Below are 20,988 nucleotides of genomic sequence, written 5' to 3' on the forward strand. Positions count from 1 at the left end.
AGTTGCGCGGCTTAAAGCCTTGATAGCGCGGGCCTATGTTGGCGGTGTCAGGAGACGTTATGCCATGCAGCCCGTCCACATCGACATCCCCAAACCCGATCTTGCTCTGCTCTGCCAGAGCTGCGAATCCCGTCATCAGGGCATTTGCGGCGCCCTGACTCCCGTCCAGCGCGCCGCCCTGGTGCGTCACTCGCGCCGCGTGCAACGCGCGCCGGGGGAACTGCTGCTGGCCGATGCCGAGCCAATCTCCAGCTACGGCATTGTGCTGCGCGGCGTGGTGAAGCTCTCCAAGGTGCTGGAGGATGGCCACCAGCAGGTGGTGGGGCTGCAATTTGCGCCCGATCTGCTGGGGCGGCTATTTGCCCGCGAAAGCCGGGTAACGGCGGAGGCGGCGTCCGATGTCGATCTCTGCCTGGTGCCGAAATCGGCCATGGAAGCGCTGGTGCGAGACAATCCGGCGCTGAAACACCGGCTGATGCTGCAGACCTTGCGCGAACTCGATGAGGCGCGCGACTGGATGGTGACGCTGGGCCGTAAGAGCGCCGCGGAGAAAGTCGCGAGCTTCCTCTATCTCATCGCCAGCCACACCGAGCCGGCCGCGGCGACGCTGATGACCTTCGACCTGCCCCTGAGCCGCGCCGATATCGGCGATTTCCTCGGCCTGACCATCGAAACCGTGAGTCGGCAGATGAGCAAACTCAAGGCCGATGGCGTCATCGAAGTCGAGAACTACCGCCACGTCTCGGTGCCCGACATGGCCCGGCTAAGGGTGCGCTGCGGGTAGCGGCATTATTCCAGCATCCCATTTCGCAGCATCAGCACCCGATCCACACTGCCTTCGGGGATCGCGGCATGAGTAACCACGATCACGCTGCGGCCTTGAGCGGCACTGTGGAGGGTTTCAAAGAACGCCACCTCCGCTGCCCGGTCGAGCCCGGTGGTGGGTTCGTCGAGCAGCAGGATTTTGGCCGGCGACAGCAGCACCCGCGCCAGACACAGCCGCCGCGCCTGTCCCACCGAAACACTGCGACCGCCTTCCCCGATGAGGCTATCCAGCCCACTGGGCAGGCCACGGGCGAAAGCCTCAATGCCGGCGTCAGCCAGCGCCGACCACAGCTTTGCATCGTCGGCTTCAGGGCAGCCGATCAGCAGATTGGCGCGGATACTGTCATTAAACAGCGGGCTGTCCTGGCTTAGCAACGCCATGCTGGCGTGGATATCGGCCTGACGCAGCGCCGGCAGCGCGACGCCGCCGAGGCCGATGCTGCCCAATTGCGGTTCAGCAAGGCGCAGCAGCAGCGTGAGCAGGCTGGATTTGCCGATACCGCTGGGCCCGACAATGGCGATGTGTTCGCCCGGTACCACCGTAAGGTCCAGATCGCTCAACACCGGCGGGCCACCATAGCTGAAGGTGACGTCACGCAGGCTGAGCGTGGTGTCAGCGGGCAGCGCCACCGGACTGGCCGGATCGGCGATTGGCAGCGGACTGTCGGCAATGGCTGTGAGCCGTTCGGCGGCGGCCATGGCGGTGGTCAGCTTGCCGACGCTGCGCACGATAATACTGGTGGCCTCAAAGCTTCCGGCAATGGCCAGTAGCAGGCCGGCAAGCACCGGGCCTTCGACCGTCCCAGCCGCAAAACTCTGCAAGCCAAACCACAGCGCGCCGACCAGCGCCAGCGCCGCCAGCGCCTGCACCGCAAAGCCGGCGAGCACGGTCAGGGTGGACAGCCGCCCCTTGGCAGCGGAGAGACGCTGCGCCGCGTCGGCAAACCCGATCTGCGCCGTGCCGAGCACGCCGAACAGCGTCAAATCGGCATGGCCCTCAATGCCATCGAGCACGCTGGCCCGGGCATCGGCGGCGCGGCTGACCAGCTCACGCCCGGCGCGGCGGCTGACCAGCACCAGCCCGGACGGCACCGCCAGCACGGCCAAGCCGAAGCACAGGCCATAGACCAGCGCCGCGCTGGGCAGCAGCCAGGCCAGCAAGCCGGTCAGTGCGCCGCCAATGACCAGCGCGGCCGCAATCGGCCCGATAGCGACCAGAAAGGCGGTGTCGAGCGCATCGACATCGGCGGTGAGGCGGCTGACCAGATCGCCATGGCGCAGGCTGCGGTCGGCTAGTGGCAGGCGCGGAAACAGCCGGGCAAACAGCCAGCCGCGCAAATCGGCCAATAGCCGCAGCGTCGCGTCATGCCCGGCCAGCCGCTCGCCATAGCGGGCCAGAATGCGGATGAAGGAAAAGCCGCGCACCAGCGCCGAGGGCACGAACAGATTGAATGCCAGCCCTGCCGTGGTCAGCGCGGCGGCGGTGATGAACCAGCCCGAGGTGCCGAGCAGGGCCACGCCCGCGGCTAGCGCTATGAGCGACAGCAGCAACGTCAGCGAAAACCCCTTGGCCTGGGTTAGGAACAGGCTGCGAAAGGCGGGGAGCGATTTCATGCGACAGTCTTCCCCTTATGGCCGGGCAGGGGCATCGGCAGCAGGCTCTCGCCGGCAATGCGCCACGCCTTGTCCATCCGCGCGGCGACCGCCAGCGAATGGGTAGCGATGATCAGCGTCCGGCCGCGCGCATAGAGCTTGAGCGCGTCCAGCACCTCCTGCTTGAGCGCTGCGTCGAGATGGGCGGTCGGCTCATCCAGCAGGATCAGCCCAGCATCGCGCAGATAGATCCGCGCCAGCGCAATCCGCTGCGCCTGCCCGCCGGAGAGGCCCAAGCCACCCTCGCCAATTCGGGTAGCCAGACCCTCGGGCAACACATCGGCAAATGGGGTGACGAGCGCCCACTCGGCGGCGCGCTGGATCTCGCTGGGTGAGGCATCTGGCCGGGCCAGGGCGATATTGTCGGCAATGCTGCCGGCAAAAATGCGCGGCTTTTGCCCCAGCATGGTCATCCGTCCCCGCAATTCGGCCTCCGGCCACTCGGCCAGCGGACGTTGATCGAGCACAATGCCGCCCTCATATTTCCGCAGCCCGGCTATCGCCTCCAGCAGCGTGGATTTGCCAATGCCGCTGGGGCCGAGAATGGCGATGTGTTCGCCCGGCGCGATGGTGAGGTCGGTCTCAGCCAGGGTGACGCGGGCCTCGTCGGGGGTGCGCAAGGTAAGGTTTGTCAATACCAGACCCAGCGCGCCACTGGTCGCCGAACGCGGCGCATCGACCAGCGCTACCGGGGCAGGGGGCATCGCCCCGAGCTGGGCCTCAATCTCGCCAATGGCTGCCTTGGCGGCAGCGCGATCATGATAATGCGCGGCGAGCAGGCGCAGCGGATTATACACTTCCGGCGCCATCAGCAGCAGGAACAGCCCCAGTTGCAGCGTCAGCGGCGACGAGCGCAGCTTGAGATAGTCGATGAAGGTAAGGCCGACATAGAGCGCCACCCCGGCCACGCCCAGCGCCGCGAAAAACTCCAGCACCGCCGACGACAGAAACGCGATGCGCAGCACCCGCAGCGTCCGGCGGCGCAATTCGTCGCTGGCGGCGACAATACCCGCCGTTTCGGCTTCGGCCCGGCCGAACAGCTTCAGCGTCAGCAGCCCGCGCAGCCGGTCGGCAAACCGTCCGGTGAGCAACGACAAAGCGCGCGCTTGCTTGTTGGTGGCGATCTGCGCCCCCCAGCCGGCCAGCGCCATGAACACCGGGATCAGCGGCGCAGAGATGAGAAACAGCAGCCCAGCCAGCCAGTCGAGCGGCAGGATGATGGCGCCAAAGGCGATCGGCAAGAGGCTCGCCTGGATCACGGCGGGCAGATACTGCGCAAAGAAGCCGTCAAACGCCTCCACCTGATCGATGATAGCCGATGCCGCCGCCCCTGATTGCGGTTGTTCCGCCGCGCGCGGCGACCGCGCCAGCAGATGCGAATAAAGCGTGGCGCGAACGGCGGACTTGATCGCCTCGGCCCCCGCCGTGCCGGCCCGCTCGCCGATGGCGGCAAGGGCGGCGCGGGTCAGCAGCAAGGCGAGGATGAGCACTATGCCCGGAACCAGCGTCTCGACCGGCGCACCGCTTTCGATGGCCCCACCCAGCACGCTCGCCAGCGTCCACGCCTGCCACACCAGCAGGGCCCCGCCGAGCAGTGGGGCGGCAATGGCGAGGCTGAGCCAGATGCCGCTATGCCGGCGCAGGGTGGAGAGGGTTTTGCCGTTGCGGCGGTCGATATCGGACAAGGTCATGAATTGCAGCATAGAGTGAGTTGAGCCCGAGCCCTTGATCTGAATCAAGGCATGGGCGAGACTCGGAGCGCATAGAGTGCGCAGTGACGGCGCCGACTCGGGCGCTGCCAGACAGAAGGGCAGTAGCTCATGATCGACATGACCGTTGTCGAACTCTCGCGGTGGCAATTCGCCGCCACCGCCATGTACCACTTCATTTTCGTGCCGCTGACCATTGGCCTGTCCGTGATGATGGCCATCATGGAAAGCGTTTACGTGATGACCGGGCGCGATATCTGGCGCAAGGCGACCCTGTTCTGGGGCACGCTATTCGGCGTCAATTTCGCCATGGGCGTGGCCACCGGCATTGTCATGGAATTCCAGTTCGGCATGAACTGGAGCTATTACAGCCATTATGTGGGCGACGTGTTCGGCGCGCCGCTGGCTATTGAAGGGCTGATGGCCTTCTTCCTCGAAGCCACCTTTATCGGGCTGTTCTTCTTCGGCTGGGACCGGCTGAGCAAGGTGGGCCATCTGGCGGTCACCTGGCTGATGGCGCTGGGCGCCAATTTCTCGGCGCTGTGGATCCTGATCGCCAATGGCTGGATGCAAAATCCGGTCGGCGCCAAGTTCAATCCCGACACCATGCGCATGGAAATCACCGACTTTATCGCGGTGATCTTCAATCCGGTGGCACAGGCCAAATTCGTTCATACCGTCAGCGCCGGCTATGTCTGCGGCGCGGTGTTCATCTTCGCCATTTCCTGCCTGTTCCTGCTGCAGGGCAAGCATGTCGAACTGGCCAAGCGCTCGATGGTTGTCGCCGCCAGCTTTGGTCTGGCCTCGGCTTTGTCGGTGGTCGTGCTCGGCGACGAGAGCGGCTATGTGGCGACCGAACATCAGAAGATGAAGATCGCCGCCATGGAGGCGATGTATCACACCGAGCCCGCCCCGGCGGCGCTGACCCTGTTCGCCATTCCCAGCAATGTGCCGGGCGAGCCGGCCTTCCAGGTGCAATTGCCCTGGCTCTTGGGCCTGATCACCACCCGCTCGCTGGATATGGAACTGCCGGGCATCACCGAGCTGGTCGAGCACGCCGCGGTGCGCATCCAGTCGGGCATGGTGGCCTATGACGCGCTGCAGGAAGTCCGCGCCGATGCCGGCAACGCCGCCGCCCGCGCCACTTTCGACGAACATTGGGCCGATCTCGGCTATGGCCTGCTGCTGAAGAAATATCGCGAGGATGTCGGCAATGCCACCGGCGAGGAAATCGCTCAGGCGGCGCTCGATACGGTGCCCGATGTCTGGCCGCTGTTCTGGAGCTTCCGCCTGATGGTGGGTATCGGCTTCTTCTTCATCGCCTTCTTTTCGGTGTGGTTCTATCGCGCCTCGCGCGGCTGGCTCGATACCAATCGGCCGATGCTGTGGATCGGACTCTGCACTCTACCGCTGCCCTGGCTGGCCATCGAGGCAGGCTGGTTCATCGCCGAATATGGCCGGCAGCCTTGGGTGGTGGAGGGCGTCTTGCCCACCTTCTATGCCGCCTCGGGCCTGCACTTCTGGGACCTGGTCATCTCGCTGAGCTTCTTCGTCACGCTCTATTCGATCCTCTTCGTCATCATGATCATGCTGATGGTCAAGATCATCAAGGCCGGGCCGCAGGACCAGCTGTTTGCCGCCAGTGATGAGGGCGACGACGAGGATTTTGTCATCGACGCGCTGCTAGCGACGCCCGCCAATAAGGAGCTTGGATCGTGAGCACCATTCCACTCGACTATGAAACCCTGCGGCTGATCTGGTGGGCCTTGCTCGGCGTGTTGCTGATGGGCTTTGCCATCATGGGCGGGCGCGACCTTGGCGTCGGGGCCCTGCTGCCCTTCGCCGCCAAGACTGATGCCGAGCGGCGGGTGCTGCTCAATCTGGTCGGCCCCACCTGGGAGGGCAATCAGGTGTGGCTGGTGCTCGGGGGCGGGGCGATTTTCGCCGCCTTCCCGCCGCTCTATGCGGTGAGCTTTTCCGGCTTCTACCTGGCGATGATCGTCATCCTGCTGGCACTGATCCTGCGCCCGGTCGGCTTCAAGTTCCGCGGCAAGATCAAGGACAAGCGCTGGCGCGCCACCTGGGATTGGGCGCTATTCGTCGGTGGCGCCGTGCCCTCGCTGATTTTTGGCGTGGCGGTGGGCAATGTGCTGCTCGGCGCCCCCTTCCACCTCGATGACACGATGCGCGCCTTCTACACCGGAAATTTCTTCCAGCTGCTCACCCCCTTTGCCCTGCTCTGCGGGCTGGTCAGCCTCGGCATGATCGTCACCCAGGGCGCAGCAGTGATCGCTGGTCGCACCACCGGCCCACTGGCCGAGCGCGCCCGCAGCTATGGCATTATCGCCGGGCTGCTGACCCTGGTGCTGTTCGCGCTGGGCGGCGTCTGGATCGCCTTCGGCATTGACGGCTATGCCATCACCAGCCTGGTGGACGGCCATGCCGCCATCAATCCGCTGGCCAAGACGGTGGAGCTGACTCGCGGCGGCTGGCTGACCAATTACGGACTCTATCCGTGGATGGTGGCCGCGCCGGTGCTGGGCTTTGCCGGGCTGTTGGGCGCCGTGGTTGGCTTGCAGGCGCGCCTGCGGCTACCGACACTGCTGGCCTCCAGCATCGCCATCTTCGGCATCGTCGCCACGGCTGGGCTGTCGCTGTTCCCCTTCCTGCTGCCGTCCTCCACCGTGCCCAATTCTGGGCTGACCTTGTGGGACGCCAGCTCCAGCCACCTGACGCTGTTCATCATGCTGCTGGTGACCGCCTTCTTCCTGCCCATCATCATACTCTACACCGCTTGGGTGTTCCGGGTGATGCGCGGGACGGTCAGCACGCAGTCGCTCGAAAAGAACCCCAACGCCTATTAGGAGGCCGACATGTGGTATTTCTCGTGGATTTTGGGCCTTGGACTGGCCTGCAGCTTCGCCATTCTCAACGCCATGTGGTTCGAAATGCGGCAGGATCGCCATGAAGCTGGCGAGAATGCACAAAACTGAACCAGCGTGAGGCGCATAGCTGCTGACCAGATGGTCAAAAATTGATTAAGACGGATGCCGCGCCAGTGGCGTCCGTTTTTTCATTATATTTCAAGTAGTTGATGGGATAGTGGCACGCGGTTACTGCGCTGCATCAATCTTCGGTATGGTGGTGATTTCGGGCAATTTGTGGCGAGCGCTTGCGCCCAGTGCATAACGGATGTGCACAAAGCCTACCTTCTAATCACGACTGGATGGCTCTAGATATAGGTCATCAAAACGAAGGGGAACCGAAAATGAACATCCGCCAGAAAATCGCACAGTTTGCTCAGTATCAGCGCACGATGCGCGAGCTTAACGCTCTCGACGCCCGTCAGCTGAACGACCTCGGCATCACCAAGGGCGACATCAAGAACATCGCTCGCGGCGCTCTGGTCCGCTAATAGCGACCAAATACTGCTGACTTAGATGAAGGCGTCCACTCGGGCGCCTTTTGTCTGTCTGGGGTCTAGCGGATCAGATCCGCCGCCTTGCCGCCAAGCGCCGTCACCAGATCATCCGGCTTCATCCGGATCTGCAGCCCACGCTGGCCGCCATTGAGAAAAATCTCATCCTCCAGCGTCGCCAGTTCCTCGATTGCCGTCGGCACCAGTTTCTTCTGTCCGAACGGGCTGATGCCGCCGACCTTGTAGCCCGTCAGCCGCTCGGCATCGGCCGGCTTCATCATCTGCGCCGACTTGCCGCCAAACGCCGCCGCCAGCTTTTTCATGTTCACTTCTTCGTCCGACGGCACGACGACGCAAACCGGCTTGCCATCGACCTCGGCCATCAGCGTCTTGAGCACGATGGACGGCAACACCCCCATCGCCTCCGCCGCCTGCAAGCCGACCCGGTCGGCAGCGGGGTCATAGTCATAGGTCGCGGTGGCAAACGGCACACCAGCTTTGGTCAACGCCAGCGTGGCGGGAGTGGTCTTGGACATGGGCTATTTCTAGCGCAGCAAACACAAGAGGCAAGGGGGCTTCGCCCCGCTTCCTTGGCGCACCAGCGTCACCCCACCCCCGATGTCACCCCGGCCTTGAGCCGGGGCCCATCCTGAGATCCTGCCAAGGCCATCAATCTCAAGATGGAGCCCGGCTCAAGTCCGGGATGACACCGAGATTGGAGTGCGTCTCAAGGGACAAGCGACCTACCCAAACATCGCCCGATCCCGCATCACCACCTCGCTCAAAAATTCCGCCACCAGCGCCACGCGCCGCACCGCGCGCAAATCCTCATGCATCACCGTCCAGTAGCTGCGGGTCAGCCTCTGCTCGGGCAGCACCGGCACCAGGTCGGGATCGCCGATGGCCATGAAGCTGTGCAAAATCCCGATCCCAGCCCCAGCGCGCACCGCCTCGGTCTGGCCCATGGCGGAGGAGACGGCGAGGCTCGAGCGCCAGCTTTTGAGGAATTCGCCGGTATAGTCGAGCGAGGCGGTATAAAGCAGGTCTTCCACGTAACCGACAAGGCGATGCCCCGCGAGTTCGTCGTTCGTCACCGGCGTGCCATGTTTCGCCAGATAGTCCGGCGCCGCATACAGCCCGAGCCGATAATCGGTGAGCTTGCGCGCCACCAACCGCCCCTCACGCGGCCGCTCCAGCGTCACCGCGATATCGGCCTCGCGGCGCGATAGCGAGAAGGCCCGCGGCACCGGCACCAGCTCCACCCGCAGCCCCCGATGCCGCTCGGTGAGTGCGCCCAGCCGGGGCGCCAGAAACGCCACGCCAAATCCATCCGGCGCGCCGACCCGCACCGTGCCATCAATCAGGCTGTCGCCGCCGACCGATTCATGGGCGGCCAGCATGGCGCTTTCCATGCGCTCGGCATGCACCAGAAACCGCTCGCCCTCGCCCGATAATTCAGAGCCATTGGTGCGCCGGGTGAACAGCTTGCTGCCCAGCGCCTGTTCCAGCGCCGTCAACCGCCTCGCCACCGTGGCGTGATTGAGCCCCAGCGACTTCGCCGCGCCCAAAATCTGCCCGCTCCGGGCCACGGCGAGAAAGATGCGAACGTCATCCCAATTCATCGGGCTATAATTTCCGCACAACGGATGCCAAATCTATCGCGTTGCGATGCGGAAAATATAGCGCGAAGAAGGGTCAGCAAACAAGGGAGACCGCCATGCGCACCATTGGCCATTTCATCGACGGCAAGCAGACCACCGGCAACAGCGCCGAATTCCAGGATGTCTTCAATCCGGCGACCGGTGAAGTGCAGGCGCGCGTGGCGCTGGCCACCCAGGCCGATCTGGAAGCTGCGGTGGCCTCGGCCGCTGCCGCGCAGCCCGGCTGGGCCGCGACCAATCCGCAGCGCCGCGCCCGGGTATTCTTCAACTATGTCGCGCTGCTCAACCAGCATATGGACGAGCTTGCCGAACTGCTCAGCCTCGAGCACGGCAAGACCTTTGAAGATGCCAAGGGCGATGTGATGCGCGGGCTCGAAGTCAGCGAATTCGTCGCCGGCGCGCCGCACCTGCTTAAGGGTGCCTTCACCGAAGGCGCTGGCCCGGGCATCGATATGTATTCCATGCGCCAGCCGATCGGCATAGGCGCCGGCATCACCCCGTTCAACTTCCCGGCGATGATCCCGCTGTGGATGCTGTCGCCGGCCATCGCGGCGGGCAATGCCTTCATTCTCAAGCCCTCCGAGCGCGATCCCTCCGTGCCGGTGCGGTTGGCCGAACTGGCCATCGAAGCCGGCCTGCCCAAGGGCATTCTCAACGTGGTGCATGGCGGCAAGGCCACCGTCGACGGCATTCTCGAACACGAAGCCATCTCGGCCGTGTCCTTTGTCGGCTCCACCCCGATTGCCCGCTATGTCTATGCCACCGCTGCCGCTCACGGTAAGCGCGTGCAGGCCTTTGGCGGCGCCAAGAACCACATGATCATCATGCCCGACGCGGACATGGAAAAGGCCGCCGACGCACTGATGGGCTCGGGCTATGGCGCCGCCGGCGAACGCTGCATGGCCGTTTCGGTCGCCGTGCCGGTGGGCGACGACACCGCCGACAAGATCATCGCCGCCCTGCGTCCGCGCATCGAAGCGCTCAAGGTTGGCCCCGCCACCGACCGCGCCTCCGAAATGGGCCCGCTGATCACCGCCGCCGCCAAGCAGCGCGTGCTCGGCCTGGTCGACAAGGGCGTCGAGCAGGGTGCCACGCTGGTGGTCGATGGCCGCGACTTCTCGCTGCAGGGCTATGAAGGCGGCTATTTCGTCGGTCCATGCCTGTTCGACAACGTCACCACCGACATGGACATCTACACCGAAGAAATCTTCGGCCCGGTGCTCTCGGTGGTCCGCGCCAAGAACTACGAGGAAGCCCTCGCGCTGCCCTCCAACAATCCCTACGGCAATGGCGTGGCGATCTTCACCCGCGACGGCGATGCGGCGCGCGATTTCGCGGCTCGGGTCAATGTCGGCATGGTCGGCGTTAACGTACCGGTGCCGGTGCCAGTCGCCTATCACAGCTTCGGCGGCTGGAAGGCCAGCGCCTTCGGCGACCTCAATCAGTACGGCACGGATTCGATGCAATTCTGGACCAAGGTCAAGACCGTCACCACCCGCTGGCCCTCCGGCATCAAGGACGGCGCCGAATTCCAGTTCCCCACCATGAAGTAAGGGGCTTCGCCCCCCTTTTCACCTCTCCCTCTGGGGGAGAGGTCGGCGCGCAGCGCCGGGTGAGGGGGCCTTCTCCACACACGACTGAGACGACAAAGGCCCGTGGATCACTCCACGGGCCTTTGCCTTTTTCCACGCGGGGAGGGGCGTGAAACTCAGATAATGCCGCCGGTGCCGCCTTCGACAGCCGGGCGGATTGCCGCCACCTGCTGGCGATAGCCCGAAGCGCGATAGGCCCCCAGCAAATCAATCGCGCCGCCCTTTTCCAGCCGCGCCATCGCCAGGATCGGCTCGACATCGGTGCGATAGGCCACGCGCAGCGCCTGCGTCCCAGCCAGCGCATCATTGTTATTCTGCGCCTCGGTGAGCCCCACCCGATCCACCAGCAACGCCTGCGCATAAGCCCGCTGCACATCCGACGCCGACAGCATCAGCGATTCAATCGGATCGGTGACATTGTGGTTCTGGTCCAGCATATGCGCCGGCCGGAAATCAGCGTCATTGCGCTCGATATCCACCAGCTCGTTGAACACAAGGAACAGCCGGTACGGATCAATCGAACCGGCATCCAGATCGTCGTCGCCATATTTGCTGTCGTTGAAATGGAAGCCGCCGAGCTTGCCGAACTGGGCCAGGCGGGCGACGATCATCTCGATATTGACGTTGGGCGCATGGTGCCCAAGATCGACCAGGCAAAACGCCTTGTCGCCCAGTTCCTTGGCGATCAAATAATTGGTGCCCCAATCCTGCACCACCGTCGAATAGAAGGCCGGCTCATACATCTTGTGTTCGGTATAGATGCGCCAGTCATCGGGCAGGGCGGCATAAACCGCCTTCATCGACTCCAGATAATGCTCGAACTGCCGGGTGAAATTGACCTGGCCGGGGAAGTTTGAGCCGTCGCCGACCCACACCGTCAACGCCTTGGAGCCGATGGTCTTGCCGATCTCGATGCATTCGAGGTTATGCTCGATCGCCTGCTGCCGCGTCGCCGCATCGGCTGCCGAGAGCGAACCGAATTTATAGCTCTGCAACTGCCCCTTGGCATCCGAGAAGGTATTGGAGTTCATCGCGTCATAGCCGAGATTGAACCGGCTCGCCGCCTGCTTCAGCCGATTGGGATCGGCCTTGTCCCAGGGAATATGCAGCGAAATCGTATTGGTCGCCTGCGTCAGCTGCGAGATGACGGCGCAGTCTTCGATCTTGTCAAAGATATCGCGCGGCTCGCCCGGCCCCGGAAACCGAGCAAAGCGCGTGCCCCCGGTGCCAACGCCCCAGGAGGGCACGGCAATGGAAAACTCGGCAATCTTCGCCTTGATCGCCGCAATGGAGATCCCGCGCCGATCCAGCCGCTCGCCCAGACTGTCATAATCAGCCCGAAGATCCGCCTCCCGCTTGGCATTGTCGGCGGCGATGATGTCTGGATTGATGATGTGTTCAGTCATTTTTTCCTCCACGGCCGCACCCAACTCGGTGTCATCCCGGCCTTGAGCCGGGATCCATCTTGAGATCTCAGGATGGGCCCCGGCTCAAGGCCGGGGTGACATCGTGGTGTGGTTGACCCGTGCCCCTCTTTACCGCGTAAACGACTGGGCGTTGCCCGCGTCGACATTGATGATATTGCCCGTCGACTTCGCCGAGGCGTCCGAGGCGAAAAAGTAGATCGCCTCCGCAATATCCTCGGGAAACACGCTGCGCTTCAGCAGCGAGCGCTCGCGATACATTTCTTCCAGACCATCCTTGTCGGTCTTGTAGGTCGATGCGCGCTGCTCGAGCCATTCGCCGGCCCAGATTTTGCTGCCGCGCAGCACCGCGTCGGGATTGACCACATTGACGCGGATCTGCTCGCCCGCACCCTCAAGCGCCAGGCACCGCGCCAGATGAATTTCCGCCGCCTTGGCCGTGCAATAGGCCGCCGCATTGGGTGACGCGGCCAGCCCATTCTTGGACGCCACGAACACCACATTGCCGCCGATCTTCTGCGCCCGGAACAGCCGGAAGGCTTCGCGGCTGACCAGGAAATAGCCGGTGGACAGAATGTCCATGTTCTTGTTCCACAGCTCCAGCGTCGTCTCCTCGATCGGCGCCGACGAGGCCAGCCCGGCATTGGACACCAGAATATCCAGCCCGCCAAACTCCACCACCGCATCGGCAAACCCGCCGATCACCGCGTCTTCCTTGGTCACATTGATGATAGCCGGGCGCACGAAGTCCGCCCCGAACACTTTGCCCAATTCCTCATTGGCCGCGGCCAGCGCCCTCTCGTCGATATCGGCCAGCACCACGCAGGCGCCTTCGCGCAGCAGCCGCACCGCAGTCGCCTTGCCGATGCCGCCAGCGCCGCCGGTGACCAGCGCAATCTGCCCGGCCAGCGCTTTCGGCTTGGGCATCCGCGCCAGCTTGGCCTCTTCAAGCAGCCAATATTCGATATCGAAGGCTTCCTGCTCGGGCAGGCCGACATAGGTGGACACCGTCGACGCGCCGCGCATCACATTGATGGCGTTGACATAGAACTCGCCCGAAATCCGCGCCGTCGCCTTGTCCTTGGCGAAGGTGAACATGCCGACGCCCGGCATCAGATACACCACCGCATTGGGGTCGCGCACGGCAGGGGAATTGTCGTGCTTGCAGCGATCGTAATAGGCCTGGTAGTCGACGCGATAGGCGGCGATGTCCTCGGGAATCTTGGCAACCACCGCATCCACATCGGGCTTGGCCGGATCGAACTCGATCACCAGCGGCCGGATTTTGGTGCGCAAAAAATGGTCGGGGCAGGAGGTGCCCAGCGCCGCCAGCGGGCGGAGGTTTTTCGAATTGACGAATTCCAGCACAGCCGGGCTGTCATCGAAATGCCCCAGCTTATGGCTGTCTTCCGAAATCAGCCCACGAATCTTCGGCATCAGCTTGGCGGCAATGGCCCGGCGCTGCTCGGCCGGCAGAGCCTGCACCGCTTCTCCACCGAAAATCACCTTGCCCGCCGTCTGCTGCTCAAACCACTCGATGGCCTGATTGATCACCGCAATGGTGGTTTCGTAGCATTCCTTGGGCGTGTCGCCCCAGGTGAACAGCCCATGCGACTCCAGGATCAGCCCCTTGGCCTTGGGGTTTTCCTCGCAGAACTTGCCCAGCCACAGCCCCAGCTCAAAGCCCGGCTTCTTCCATGGCAGCCAGCCAATGGAGTCGCCAAAAATCTGCTGGGTCAGTTCTTTGGAATTGCTCGACGCCGCAATGGCGATGATGGCGTCCGGGTGCATGTGGTCGACAAACGGCCGGTTCACATAGGCATGCAGCGGCGTATCGATGGATGCAGCGCGCGGATTGAGGTTGAACGTGGCGTGGGGCAGATAGCCCACCATCTCGTCCTCGAATTCCACGCCGCGATAGAGGCCCTTCAGGCCCCGGAGCTTCTCCATATACAGCGTCGAAAACCCATCGAGCTTGATGGACGCATTGTCGCCGCCCGAGCCCTTGACCCACAACACTTCCACCGTTTCGCCGGTCAGCGGGTCTTTCTGCATGATCTTGGAGGAGGTGTTGCCGCCACCGAAATTGGTGACCCGCTTGTCGCTGCCGAGCAGGTTGGACCGATAAACGAGGCGTTCCGGCTCGCTCATCGCGGCGGCTTTGGCGTCGTCCCAGAGGTTCGCGAGGCGCTTGGGCGCGGTGGTGGACATGAGACTCCTCCCAGAGAGTAGTGGTGGCCAGATAGATGGACCGGAGATGGCCACGGCCAATCATCACTGTCAATCACAAACGATCATGATCAAGCATAACGCGCTTGCTTGTCGCAAATTTGACGGTGTGATGATTGACAGTGATTGGAATTGGTGTGAGACCTGCGTCAGGGAGATAGCTGCCTTGCACGAAACTGAACGCCAGAGAGTGATCATCGCCGCCGTGCAGACCCGGCCCGTGGTGACGGTTGCCGAGCTGTGCGAGGTCACCGGATCGTCCGAAGCCACCATTCGCCGCGATATTGCCGCGCTGCATGTGCGCGGCGAAGTGCGCCGGGTGCGCGGTGGCGCCGAGGCGGTCAACCCGCCGGAACAGGCGTCGCTGATGGGCCGCCCCTTCTCGGTCAATGAAACCCTCAACATCGCGCAGAAACGTGCCATCGCCCGCGCCGCCGCCGAGCTGTGCAATGATGGCGAACCGATCATCATAAATGGCGGCTCCACCACCTATCAGATGGTGCATCATCTCACCCATCGCCGGCTGTCGGTGTTCACCAACAGCTTCGGCATCGCCGAATTCCTCATTCACAATTCGCGCAATTCCGTCGTCATTCCCGGCGGCACGATCTACCGCGAGCAGAATGTCATCCTGTCGCCCTTTGGCGGCGTGGTGGCCTCGCATTTTTATGCCAAGCGCATGTTTATCGGCTGCCAAGGCATCGGCGCACACGGCTTGATGGAGGCCGACCCAATGGTCGTGCAATCCGAGCTGTGCCTGATCGACCAGGCCGACGAGCTGATCGTCTTGGCCGATTCTTCCAAGTTTTCGGGACGTTCGAGCCTGATCCTGTGTGGGCTCGACCGCATAACCGCTGTCATCACCGATAGCGGCATCCGCGACGAAGACCGCCAAATGCTGGAAACGGCAGGCGTGCGGCTCATTGTGGCGGAAACACTAGGCGACCGGCAGGCAACGGTGGCTTGAGGAAAACCAAGACCAGACCATCCCAGGGAGGGATCAACGCATGAAACTCTTGAAGCTTTTGGCCACCACCACGGCCGTTGCCGTGCTGCTCGCCGCTCCGGCCTATGCCCAGACGCGCATCGCGCTGGTGGTGAAGTCGCTCGGCAACGGCTTCTTCGACGCCGCCAACAAGGGCGCCCAGGAAGCTGCCGCTGAACTGGGTGACGTCGAAGTCATCTATACCGGCCCCACCGCCGCCACTGCCGAAGCCCAGATCGAAGTGATCAATGCGCTGATCGCCCAGCAGGTCGATGCCATCGCCATCTCCGCCAACGACCCCGACGCATTGGTGCCGGCCCTGCAGAAGGCCATGGAACGTGGCATCAAGGTGATCAGCTGGGACTCGGGCGTTGCGCCTGAAGGCCGCCAGCTCCACCTCAACCCGTCCGATATCGACCTTATCGGCGAAACCATCATCAAGCTGGCCGCCGATTATCTGCCCGAGGGTGGCGACGTCGCCATCCTGTCGGCTGCTTCCACCGCGACCAACCAGAATGCCTGGATCGAAGCCGCCAAGGCCGCCATCCCGGCCAAGTTCTCCAACATCAATCTGGTGGCCGTGGTCTATGGCGACGATGACTCGGTGAAGTCGACCGACGAAGCCAAGGGCCTGATCGCCTCCTATCCCGACCTCAAGGCCATCATTGCCCCGACCACCGTCGGCGTCGTGGCGGCGGCCCAGGTGGTCACCGACCAGAACCTGATCGGCAAGATCAACGTCACGGGCCTGGCGCTGCCCTCCGAGTTCAAGCAGTTCATCGACAATGGTGCTTCGCAGGCCGTGGCCCTGTGGAACCCGATCGACCTGGGCTACTCGGCCGTGATGCTGGCCAATGACCTGGTCAAGGGCGGCGAAGCTGCTCCCGGCGCCACCCTTTCGATGGGCCGCATGGGCGATCTGACCCTCGACGACACCAACTCCGGCGCCATGGCCGCACCCTTCACCTTCGACAAGACCAACATCGAAGAATTCTCCAAGATCTATTGATCTCTATGTCACCTCGCCCCTCAGGGGAGAGGTCGACGCGAAGCGTCGGGTGAGGGGTGAAGCGCTGCGGCTCGAGCCGAAGGGCATTCACCCCTCACCCTAACCCTCTCCCCTGAGGGGAGAGGGGACAGATCGCGCTCCCGTCCCCTCTTCCAGAGACCGCATCCCCCATGACCGAGCCCATCCTCACCCTCACAGCCATCTCCAAGAGCTTCCCCGGCGTGCGGGCCCTGCATGATGTGGCGCTGGAACTCTATCCCGGCCAGGTCACCGCGCTGATCGGCGAAAACGGCGCCGGCAAGTCCACCCTGGTCAAGACCATGACTGGCATCTACCAGCCCGATTCCGGCGAAATCCGCATGGCCGGGCAATTGGTTAGCCTGCCCACCGCCCATTCCGCCTCCGCTGTCGGCATTACCGCCATCCATCAGGAAACCGTGCTGTTCGACGAGCTGACGGTGGCCGAAAACATCTATCTCGGTCACGCCCCGACCAACCGGCTTGGCCTGATCGACTGGCGCAAGATGCGCGCCGAGGCGCAGGAAACCCTCGATGCCATGGCCGCTGGCGTCGATGCCGGCATCAAGCTCAAGGAGCTGGGCATCGCCAAAAAGCATCTGGTGGCCGTAGCCCGGGCGCTCTCCATCGAGGCGCGCGTCGTCATCATGGACGAGCCGACCGCCGCGCTGAGCCAGAAGGAAATCGAGGAGCTCTATGTGCTCATCGACCTGCTCAAGCAGGACGGCAAGGCGATCCTGTTCATCTCCCACAAATTCGACGAAATCTACCGCATCGCCGACCGCTACACCGTGTTCCGCGATGGCGAGCAGGTCGGCAAGGGTTTCATCAAGGACACTAGCCAGAGCGAAATCGTCCAACTGATGGTTGGCCGCGCCGTCAACGACATTTTCCCGCCGCGCAATGCCAGCATCGGCGCGGTGGTGCTCGAAGCCAAGGGGCTGAGCCACCCAACCGAATTCGACGACATCAACTTCGCCGTGCGCAAAGGCGAAATTCTGGGCTTTTACGGCCTGGTCGGCGCCGGCCGCTCCGAGGTGATGCAGGCCGTCTTCGGCATGACCAAACCCTCCAGCGGCACGCTGATCCTCAATGGCCAGCCCATCGCCCCCAAATCCCCCGCCGACGCGGTCGAGGCCGGTATCGTCTATGTGCCTGAGGAACGCGGCAAACAGGGCGTCATCACCGGCGAACCGATTTTCAAGAACGTCTCGCTGCCCTCGCTGACCAAGACCAGCAAATCCGGTTTCTTGCGCATGGCCGAGGAATTCGCCTTGGCCCGGACCTATACCGAACGCCTCGACCTGCGCGCCTCCTCGCTCAGCCAGGATGTGTCGACGCTGTCGGGCGGCAATCAGCAAAAAGTGGTGATCGCCAAATGGCTGGCCACCCTCCCCAAAGTCATCATTCTCGATGAGCCGACCAAGGGCATCGATATTGGCTCCAAGGCCGCCGTGCATGAGTTCATGGGCGAACTGGTGGCGCAGGGGCTCAGCGTCATCATGGTCTCGTCCGAGCTGCCCGAAATCATCGGCATGAGCGACCGCATCGTGGTGATGCGCGAGGGCAGGGTGATCGACACAATCGAGAACAGCAATCTCAAGCCCGAAACGCTGGTGCGCCTCGCCGCCGGCATCAGCGGGGAGCACACCGCATGAAGACCCTCAGCAAACACCGCGAAATCTGGCTGGGTCTGGCGATCCTGCTGGTGCTGGTGCTGGTCACCGCCCGCTTTCCGCGCTTCGCCCAGCCCGGCAATCTGCTGACCATTTTCAACGACAGCTCCATATTGATGATGCTGGCGCTGGGCCAGATGGCGGTCATCCTGACCCGCTCCATCGACCTGTCCATGGCCTCCAATCTCGCTCTGACCGGAATGATCGTCGCCATGACCAACGCGGCTTTCCCTGGCATCCCGATCCCGCTGCTGATCGCCGGCTGCGTCGTCACCGGCGGGATGCTCGGCGCGTTCAACGGCATTCTGGTGTGGAAACTCAACATCCCACCCATCGTCGTCACCTTGGGCACCCTGACCATTTTCCGGGGCCTGGTCTTCGTGATTTCCGGCGGCGCCTGGGTCAACGCGGCGCAGATGAGCCCCGATTTCATCCAGTTGCAGCGCGGTTCCTTCCTCGGCCTGCCACTGCTGAGCTGGTTCGCCATCGTTGTGGCGCTGCTGTTCTGGCTGGTGATGACCCGCACCCCGCTGGGCCGCTCGCTCTACGCCATCGGCGTCAATCCCACCGCCTCGGTCTATACCGGCATCAATGTCGGCCGCACCAAATTCTACGCCTTCACCATCGCCGGCGCCGTCTCGGGCCTCTGCGGCTATCTCTGGATTTCGCGTTACGTCATCGCCTCGGTCGAAGTGGCCGGCGGCTATGAGCTGACCATCATCGCCGCCTGCGTCATCGGCGGTGTCTCCATTGCCGGCGGCATCGGCACCGTCACCGGCGTGCTTCTGGGCGCGCTGTTCCTCGGCGTCATCAACAACGCCCTGCCGGTGATCAACATCTCCCCCTTCTGGCAAATGGCCATCTCCGGCACCGCCATCCTGCTCGCCGTCGTCCTCAACGCCCGCGGCGAACGCCGCAAGGGGCGCGTGATCCTGAAGCGGGCAGGGGCATGATGAAAGCTGCGCCTCACTTTGTTTCGCGCGAAATCCATGCTGTGATTAGACACGGAAGGCGAAGCCAGCGTCTCCCTCCCCCTTGTGGGGAGGGATCAAGGGTGGGGGGCGGTTTGGGCATTGAGCGCGCCAGGGAACTCCGCAAGCGCATGCCAGCGCCGGAAGCCAAGCTCTGGAACGCGCTCCGCGACCTCCGCCCGCTCGGCTTCCACTTCCGCCGGCAAGTCCCGCTCGGGCCATATTATGCCGATTTCGTCTGCCATGCGCGCCGACTGGTCATCGAGGTCGATGGCGACACGCATGGAGTAGATGCGGCGTTGCACTACGATGCCCGTCGCGATGCTTTCATCGCCGCCGAAGGCTATCGCGTCCTCCGCGTCGCCAATAGTGACGTCATGCACAACATCGACGGTGTGACGACGATCATTCTCTCCGCGCTTAGCCCACCCCCACCCTCACTCCCTCCCCACAAGGGGGAGGGAAGTCTGGCCGGTGGATCGGAAGACATTTTGCCATGACCGACATCACCCATCGCAGCCTCCCCGACCGCCTCGACAATCCGCTCAAATCCGCCGTGATGAGCTGGGAAAGCCTGCTCGTGCTGGTGGCCGTGGCGATTTTCATCCTGAATTCCTTCGCCTCGCCCTATTTCCTCAACGCCTATTCGCTCTCCGATCTCACCTTCAATTTCACCGAAAAGGCGCTGATTGCGCTGGCCATGGCGCTGCTGATCATCTCCGGCGAAATCGATCTGTCGGTGGCCGCCATCATCGCGCTGGCCTCGACCATGATGGGGCTGGCGCTCCAGTTTGGCGCCGATACTCCGGTGCTGATCGCGGTGGGTGTCGGCGTCGGCATTCTGTGCGGGGCGTTCAACGGCTTTCTGGTCACCGGGCTGAAACTCCCCTCCATCGTCGTCACCATCGGCACCATGAGCCTGTTTCGCGGCATCGCCTTCATCGTGCTCGGCGACCAGAGCTTCAAAGGCTATCCCAAGAGCTTTTCCTGGCTGGGACAGGGCTATGTCTGGTGGGTGATCCCCTTCGAGCTGGTGCTGTTTCTGGTTTGCGCGGTGATCTATTACGTGCTGCTGCACCGCACCAATTTCGGCCGCCGCATCTTCGCCATCGGCAATAATGACGTCGCGGCGCGCTTCTCGGGCGTGCGCGTCGAGCGGGTCAAGTTCATCCTGTTCTGCCTCACAGGCCTGATGAGCGGCCTTGCCGCCGTCTTGCTGACGGCCCGACTGGGCTCGACCCGCCCCTCCATTGCCGAAGGCTTCGAACTGGAAGCCATCACCATGGTGGTGCTGGGCGGCGTCTCCATTCTGGGTGGCGCCGGCTCGATCCTCGGCGTGGTGCTGGCGGCGCTGATCGTCGGCCTCGTCACCTTCGGGCTCGGCCTGCTCAACGTGCCCGGCATCGTCATGACCATCTTCACCGGCTCGCTGCTGATCGTGGTGATCGCGCTGCCAATCCTGTTCCGCATGTGGAGGCAGCGCGCATGATCACCGATGGCGACTACGAAAAGCACGCCTTCAAGATGCAGCTCAATCCCGGCATGGCGGCCGAATACAAAAAGCGCCACGACGCGATCTTCCCCGAGCTGGTGACGCTGCTGCACGACGCCGGGGTGAAGGACTATTCCATCCACCTCGACCCCGAGACCAACATCCTCTTCGGCGTCCTCTGGCGCCGCCGCGACCACAGCATGGCCGAGCTCCCCGCCACCGCCATCATGCAGCGCTGGTGGGCCCATATGGCCGACGTCATGGCCACCAACGACCAGAACGAGCCGCTCTCGACCGACCTCACGCCAATGTTCTGGATGAAGTGA

Annotated in this window: 19 protein-coding genes; 13 read left to right on the forward strand and 6 right to left on the reverse strand. The window is 63.3% G+C overall.

Features of this window, described 5'->3' with window-relative positions:
* The first annotated feature begins 64 nt into the window (after positions 1–64).
* A complete protein-coding gene (locus ACX3OW_RS13525) occupies positions 65–784 on the forward strand; it encodes a Crp/Fnr family transcriptional regulator (protein WP_459096312.1) in 720 nt (239 codons plus the stop codon).
* A gap of 5 nt (positions 785–789) precedes the next feature.
* Here the strand turns inward: ACX3OW_RS13525 and cydC are convergent, their stop codons facing one another.
* Together cydC and cydD are read right to left on the reverse strand one after the other, a co-directional pair.
* A complete protein-coding gene (gene cydC, locus ACX3OW_RS13530; RefSeq protein WP_459096313.1) occupies positions 790–2,439 on the reverse strand; it encodes a thiol reductant ABC exporter subunit CydC in 1,650 nt (549 codons plus the stop codon).
* Complete coding sequence (gene cydD, locus ACX3OW_RS13535; protein WP_459096314.1) at positions 2,436–4,169, reverse strand: thiol reductant ABC exporter subunit CydD; 1,734 nt, start codon at positions 4,167–4,169, stop codon at positions 2,436–2,438. The genes cydC and cydD overlap by 4 nt, the downstream gene beginning before the upstream one ends.
* 129 nt (positions 4,170–4,298) lie before the next feature.
* On the opposite strand from cydD, the gene ACX3OW_RS13540 reads away from it, so the two are divergent.
* The 4 genes from ACX3OW_RS13540 (at position 4,299) to ACX3OW_RS13555 (ending at position 7,602) form a co-directional block, all read left to right on the forward strand.
* Positions 4,299–5,906: a cytochrome ubiquinol oxidase subunit I gene (locus tag ACX3OW_RS13540; RefSeq protein WP_459096315.1), complete on the forward strand. Its 1,608-nt coding sequence runs from the start codon at positions 4,299–4,301 to the stop codon at positions 5,904–5,906.
* Positions 5,903–7,051 carry a cytochrome d ubiquinol oxidase subunit II gene (gene cydB, locus ACX3OW_RS13545; protein ID WP_459096316.1) on the forward strand — a complete coding sequence of 383 codons (1,149 nt, stop codon included), beginning with the start codon at positions 5,903–5,905 and terminating at the stop codon, positions 7,049–7,051. The genes ACX3OW_RS13540 and cydB overlap by 4 nt, the downstream gene beginning before the upstream one ends.
* 9 nt (positions 7,052–7,060) lie before the next feature.
* Positions 7,061–7,180 (forward strand): cytochrome bd-I oxidase subunit CydX, encoded by a 120-nt coding sequence (gene cydX, locus ACX3OW_RS13550; RefSeq protein ID WP_459096317.1) that lies wholly within the window; start codon positions 7,061–7,063, stop codon positions 7,178–7,180.
* A 275-nt stretch (positions 7,181–7,455) separates the two neighbouring features.
* Positions 7,456–7,602: a DUF1127 domain-containing protein gene (locus ACX3OW_RS13555; RefSeq protein WP_459096318.1), complete on the forward strand. Its 147-nt coding sequence runs from the start codon at positions 7,456–7,458 to the stop codon at positions 7,600–7,602.
* 65 nt (positions 7,603–7,667) lie between these two features.
* On the opposite strand, the gene ybaK is transcribed toward ACX3OW_RS13555, so the two are convergent.
* Positions 7,668–8,141, reverse strand: a complete 474-nt coding sequence (gene ybaK / locus ACX3OW_RS13560) for a Cys-tRNA(Pro) deacylase (RefSeq protein ID WP_459096319.1) — start codon at positions 8,139–8,141, stop codon at positions 7,668–7,670.
* A 207-nt stretch (positions 8,142–8,348) separates the two neighbouring features.
* Positions 8,349–9,227 (reverse strand): LysR family transcriptional regulator, encoded by an 879-nt coding sequence (locus ACX3OW_RS13565; protein ID WP_459096320.1) that lies wholly within the window; start codon positions 9,225–9,227, stop codon positions 8,349–8,351.
* Between the two features lie 95 nt (positions 9,228–9,322).
* Between ACX3OW_RS13565 and ACX3OW_RS13570 the strand changes: the two genes are divergently transcribed.
* Entirely contained in the window at positions 9,323–10,819 is a 1,497-nt protein-coding gene (locus tag ACX3OW_RS13570; protein WP_459096321.1) for a CoA-acylating methylmalonate-semialdehyde dehydrogenase, read from the forward strand.
* A gap of 155 nt (positions 10,820–10,974) precedes the next feature.
* Here ACX3OW_RS13570 and rhaI read toward each other — a convergent pair whose 3' ends face one another.
* Together rhaI and ACX3OW_RS13580 are read right to left on the reverse strand one after the other, a co-directional pair.
* On the reverse strand, positions 10,975–12,264 hold the full coding sequence (rhaI, locus tag ACX3OW_RS13575; RefSeq protein WP_459096322.1) for an L-rhamnose catabolism isomerase: 1,290 nt from the start codon (positions 12,262–12,264) through the stop codon (positions 10,975–10,977).
* Positions 12,265–12,393: 129 nt separating this feature from the next.
* Positions 12,394–14,493 carry a bifunctional rhamnulose-1-phosphate aldolase/short-chain dehydrogenase gene (locus ACX3OW_RS13580; protein ID WP_459096323.1) on the reverse strand — a complete coding sequence of 700 codons (2,100 nt, stop codon included), beginning with the start codon at positions 14,491–14,493 and terminating at the stop codon, positions 12,394–12,396.
* A gap of 184 nt (positions 14,494–14,677) precedes the next feature.
* On the opposite strand from ACX3OW_RS13580, the gene ACX3OW_RS13585 reads away from it, so the two are divergent.
* The 7 genes from ACX3OW_RS13585 to rhaM all read left to right on the forward strand — a co-directional run bounded on the left by ACX3OW_RS13585 (position 14,678) and on the right by rhaM (position 20,988).
* Positions 14,678–15,478: a DeoR/GlpR family DNA-binding transcription regulator gene (locus ACX3OW_RS13585; protein WP_459096324.1), complete on the forward strand. Its 801-nt coding sequence runs from the start codon at positions 14,678–14,680 to the stop codon at positions 15,476–15,478.
* Between the two features lie 40 nt (positions 15,479–15,518).
* Complete coding sequence (gene rhaS / locus ACX3OW_RS13590) at positions 15,519–16,505, forward strand: rhamnose ABC transporter substrate-binding protein (RefSeq protein WP_459096325.1); 987 nt, start codon at positions 15,519–15,521, stop codon at positions 16,503–16,505.
* 170 nt (positions 16,506–16,675) lie between these two features.
* Positions 16,676–18,181: a sugar ABC transporter ATP-binding protein gene (locus ACX3OW_RS13595; RefSeq protein WP_459096326.1), complete on the forward strand. Its 1,506-nt coding sequence runs from the start codon at positions 16,676–16,678 to the stop codon at positions 18,179–18,181.
* Positions 18,178–19,152 carry an ABC transporter permease gene (locus ACX3OW_RS13600; RefSeq protein WP_459096327.1) on the forward strand — a complete coding sequence of 325 codons (975 nt, stop codon included), beginning with the start codon at positions 18,178–18,180 and terminating at the stop codon, positions 19,150–19,152. Before ACX3OW_RS13595 ends, ACX3OW_RS13600 begins: the two co-directional genes overlap by 4 nt.
* Before the next feature lie 113 nt (positions 19,153–19,265).
* Positions 19,266–19,670 carry an endonuclease domain-containing protein gene (locus ACX3OW_RS13605; protein ID WP_459096328.1) on the forward strand — a complete coding sequence of 135 codons (405 nt, stop codon included), beginning with the start codon at positions 19,266–19,268 and terminating at the stop codon, positions 19,668–19,670.
* On the forward strand, positions 19,667–20,659 hold the full coding sequence (locus ACX3OW_RS13610) for an ABC transporter permease (RefSeq protein ID WP_459096329.1): 993 nt from the start codon (positions 19,667–19,669) through the stop codon (positions 20,657–20,659). The genes ACX3OW_RS13605 and ACX3OW_RS13610 overlap by 4 nt, the downstream gene beginning before the upstream one ends.
* Entirely contained in the window at positions 20,656–20,988 is a 333-nt protein-coding gene (gene rhaM, locus ACX3OW_RS13615; protein ID WP_459096330.1) for an L-rhamnose mutarotase, read from the forward strand. The genes ACX3OW_RS13610 and rhaM overlap by 4 nt, the downstream gene beginning before the upstream one ends.

The organism is Devosia sp. A449 (assembly GCF_054489375.1).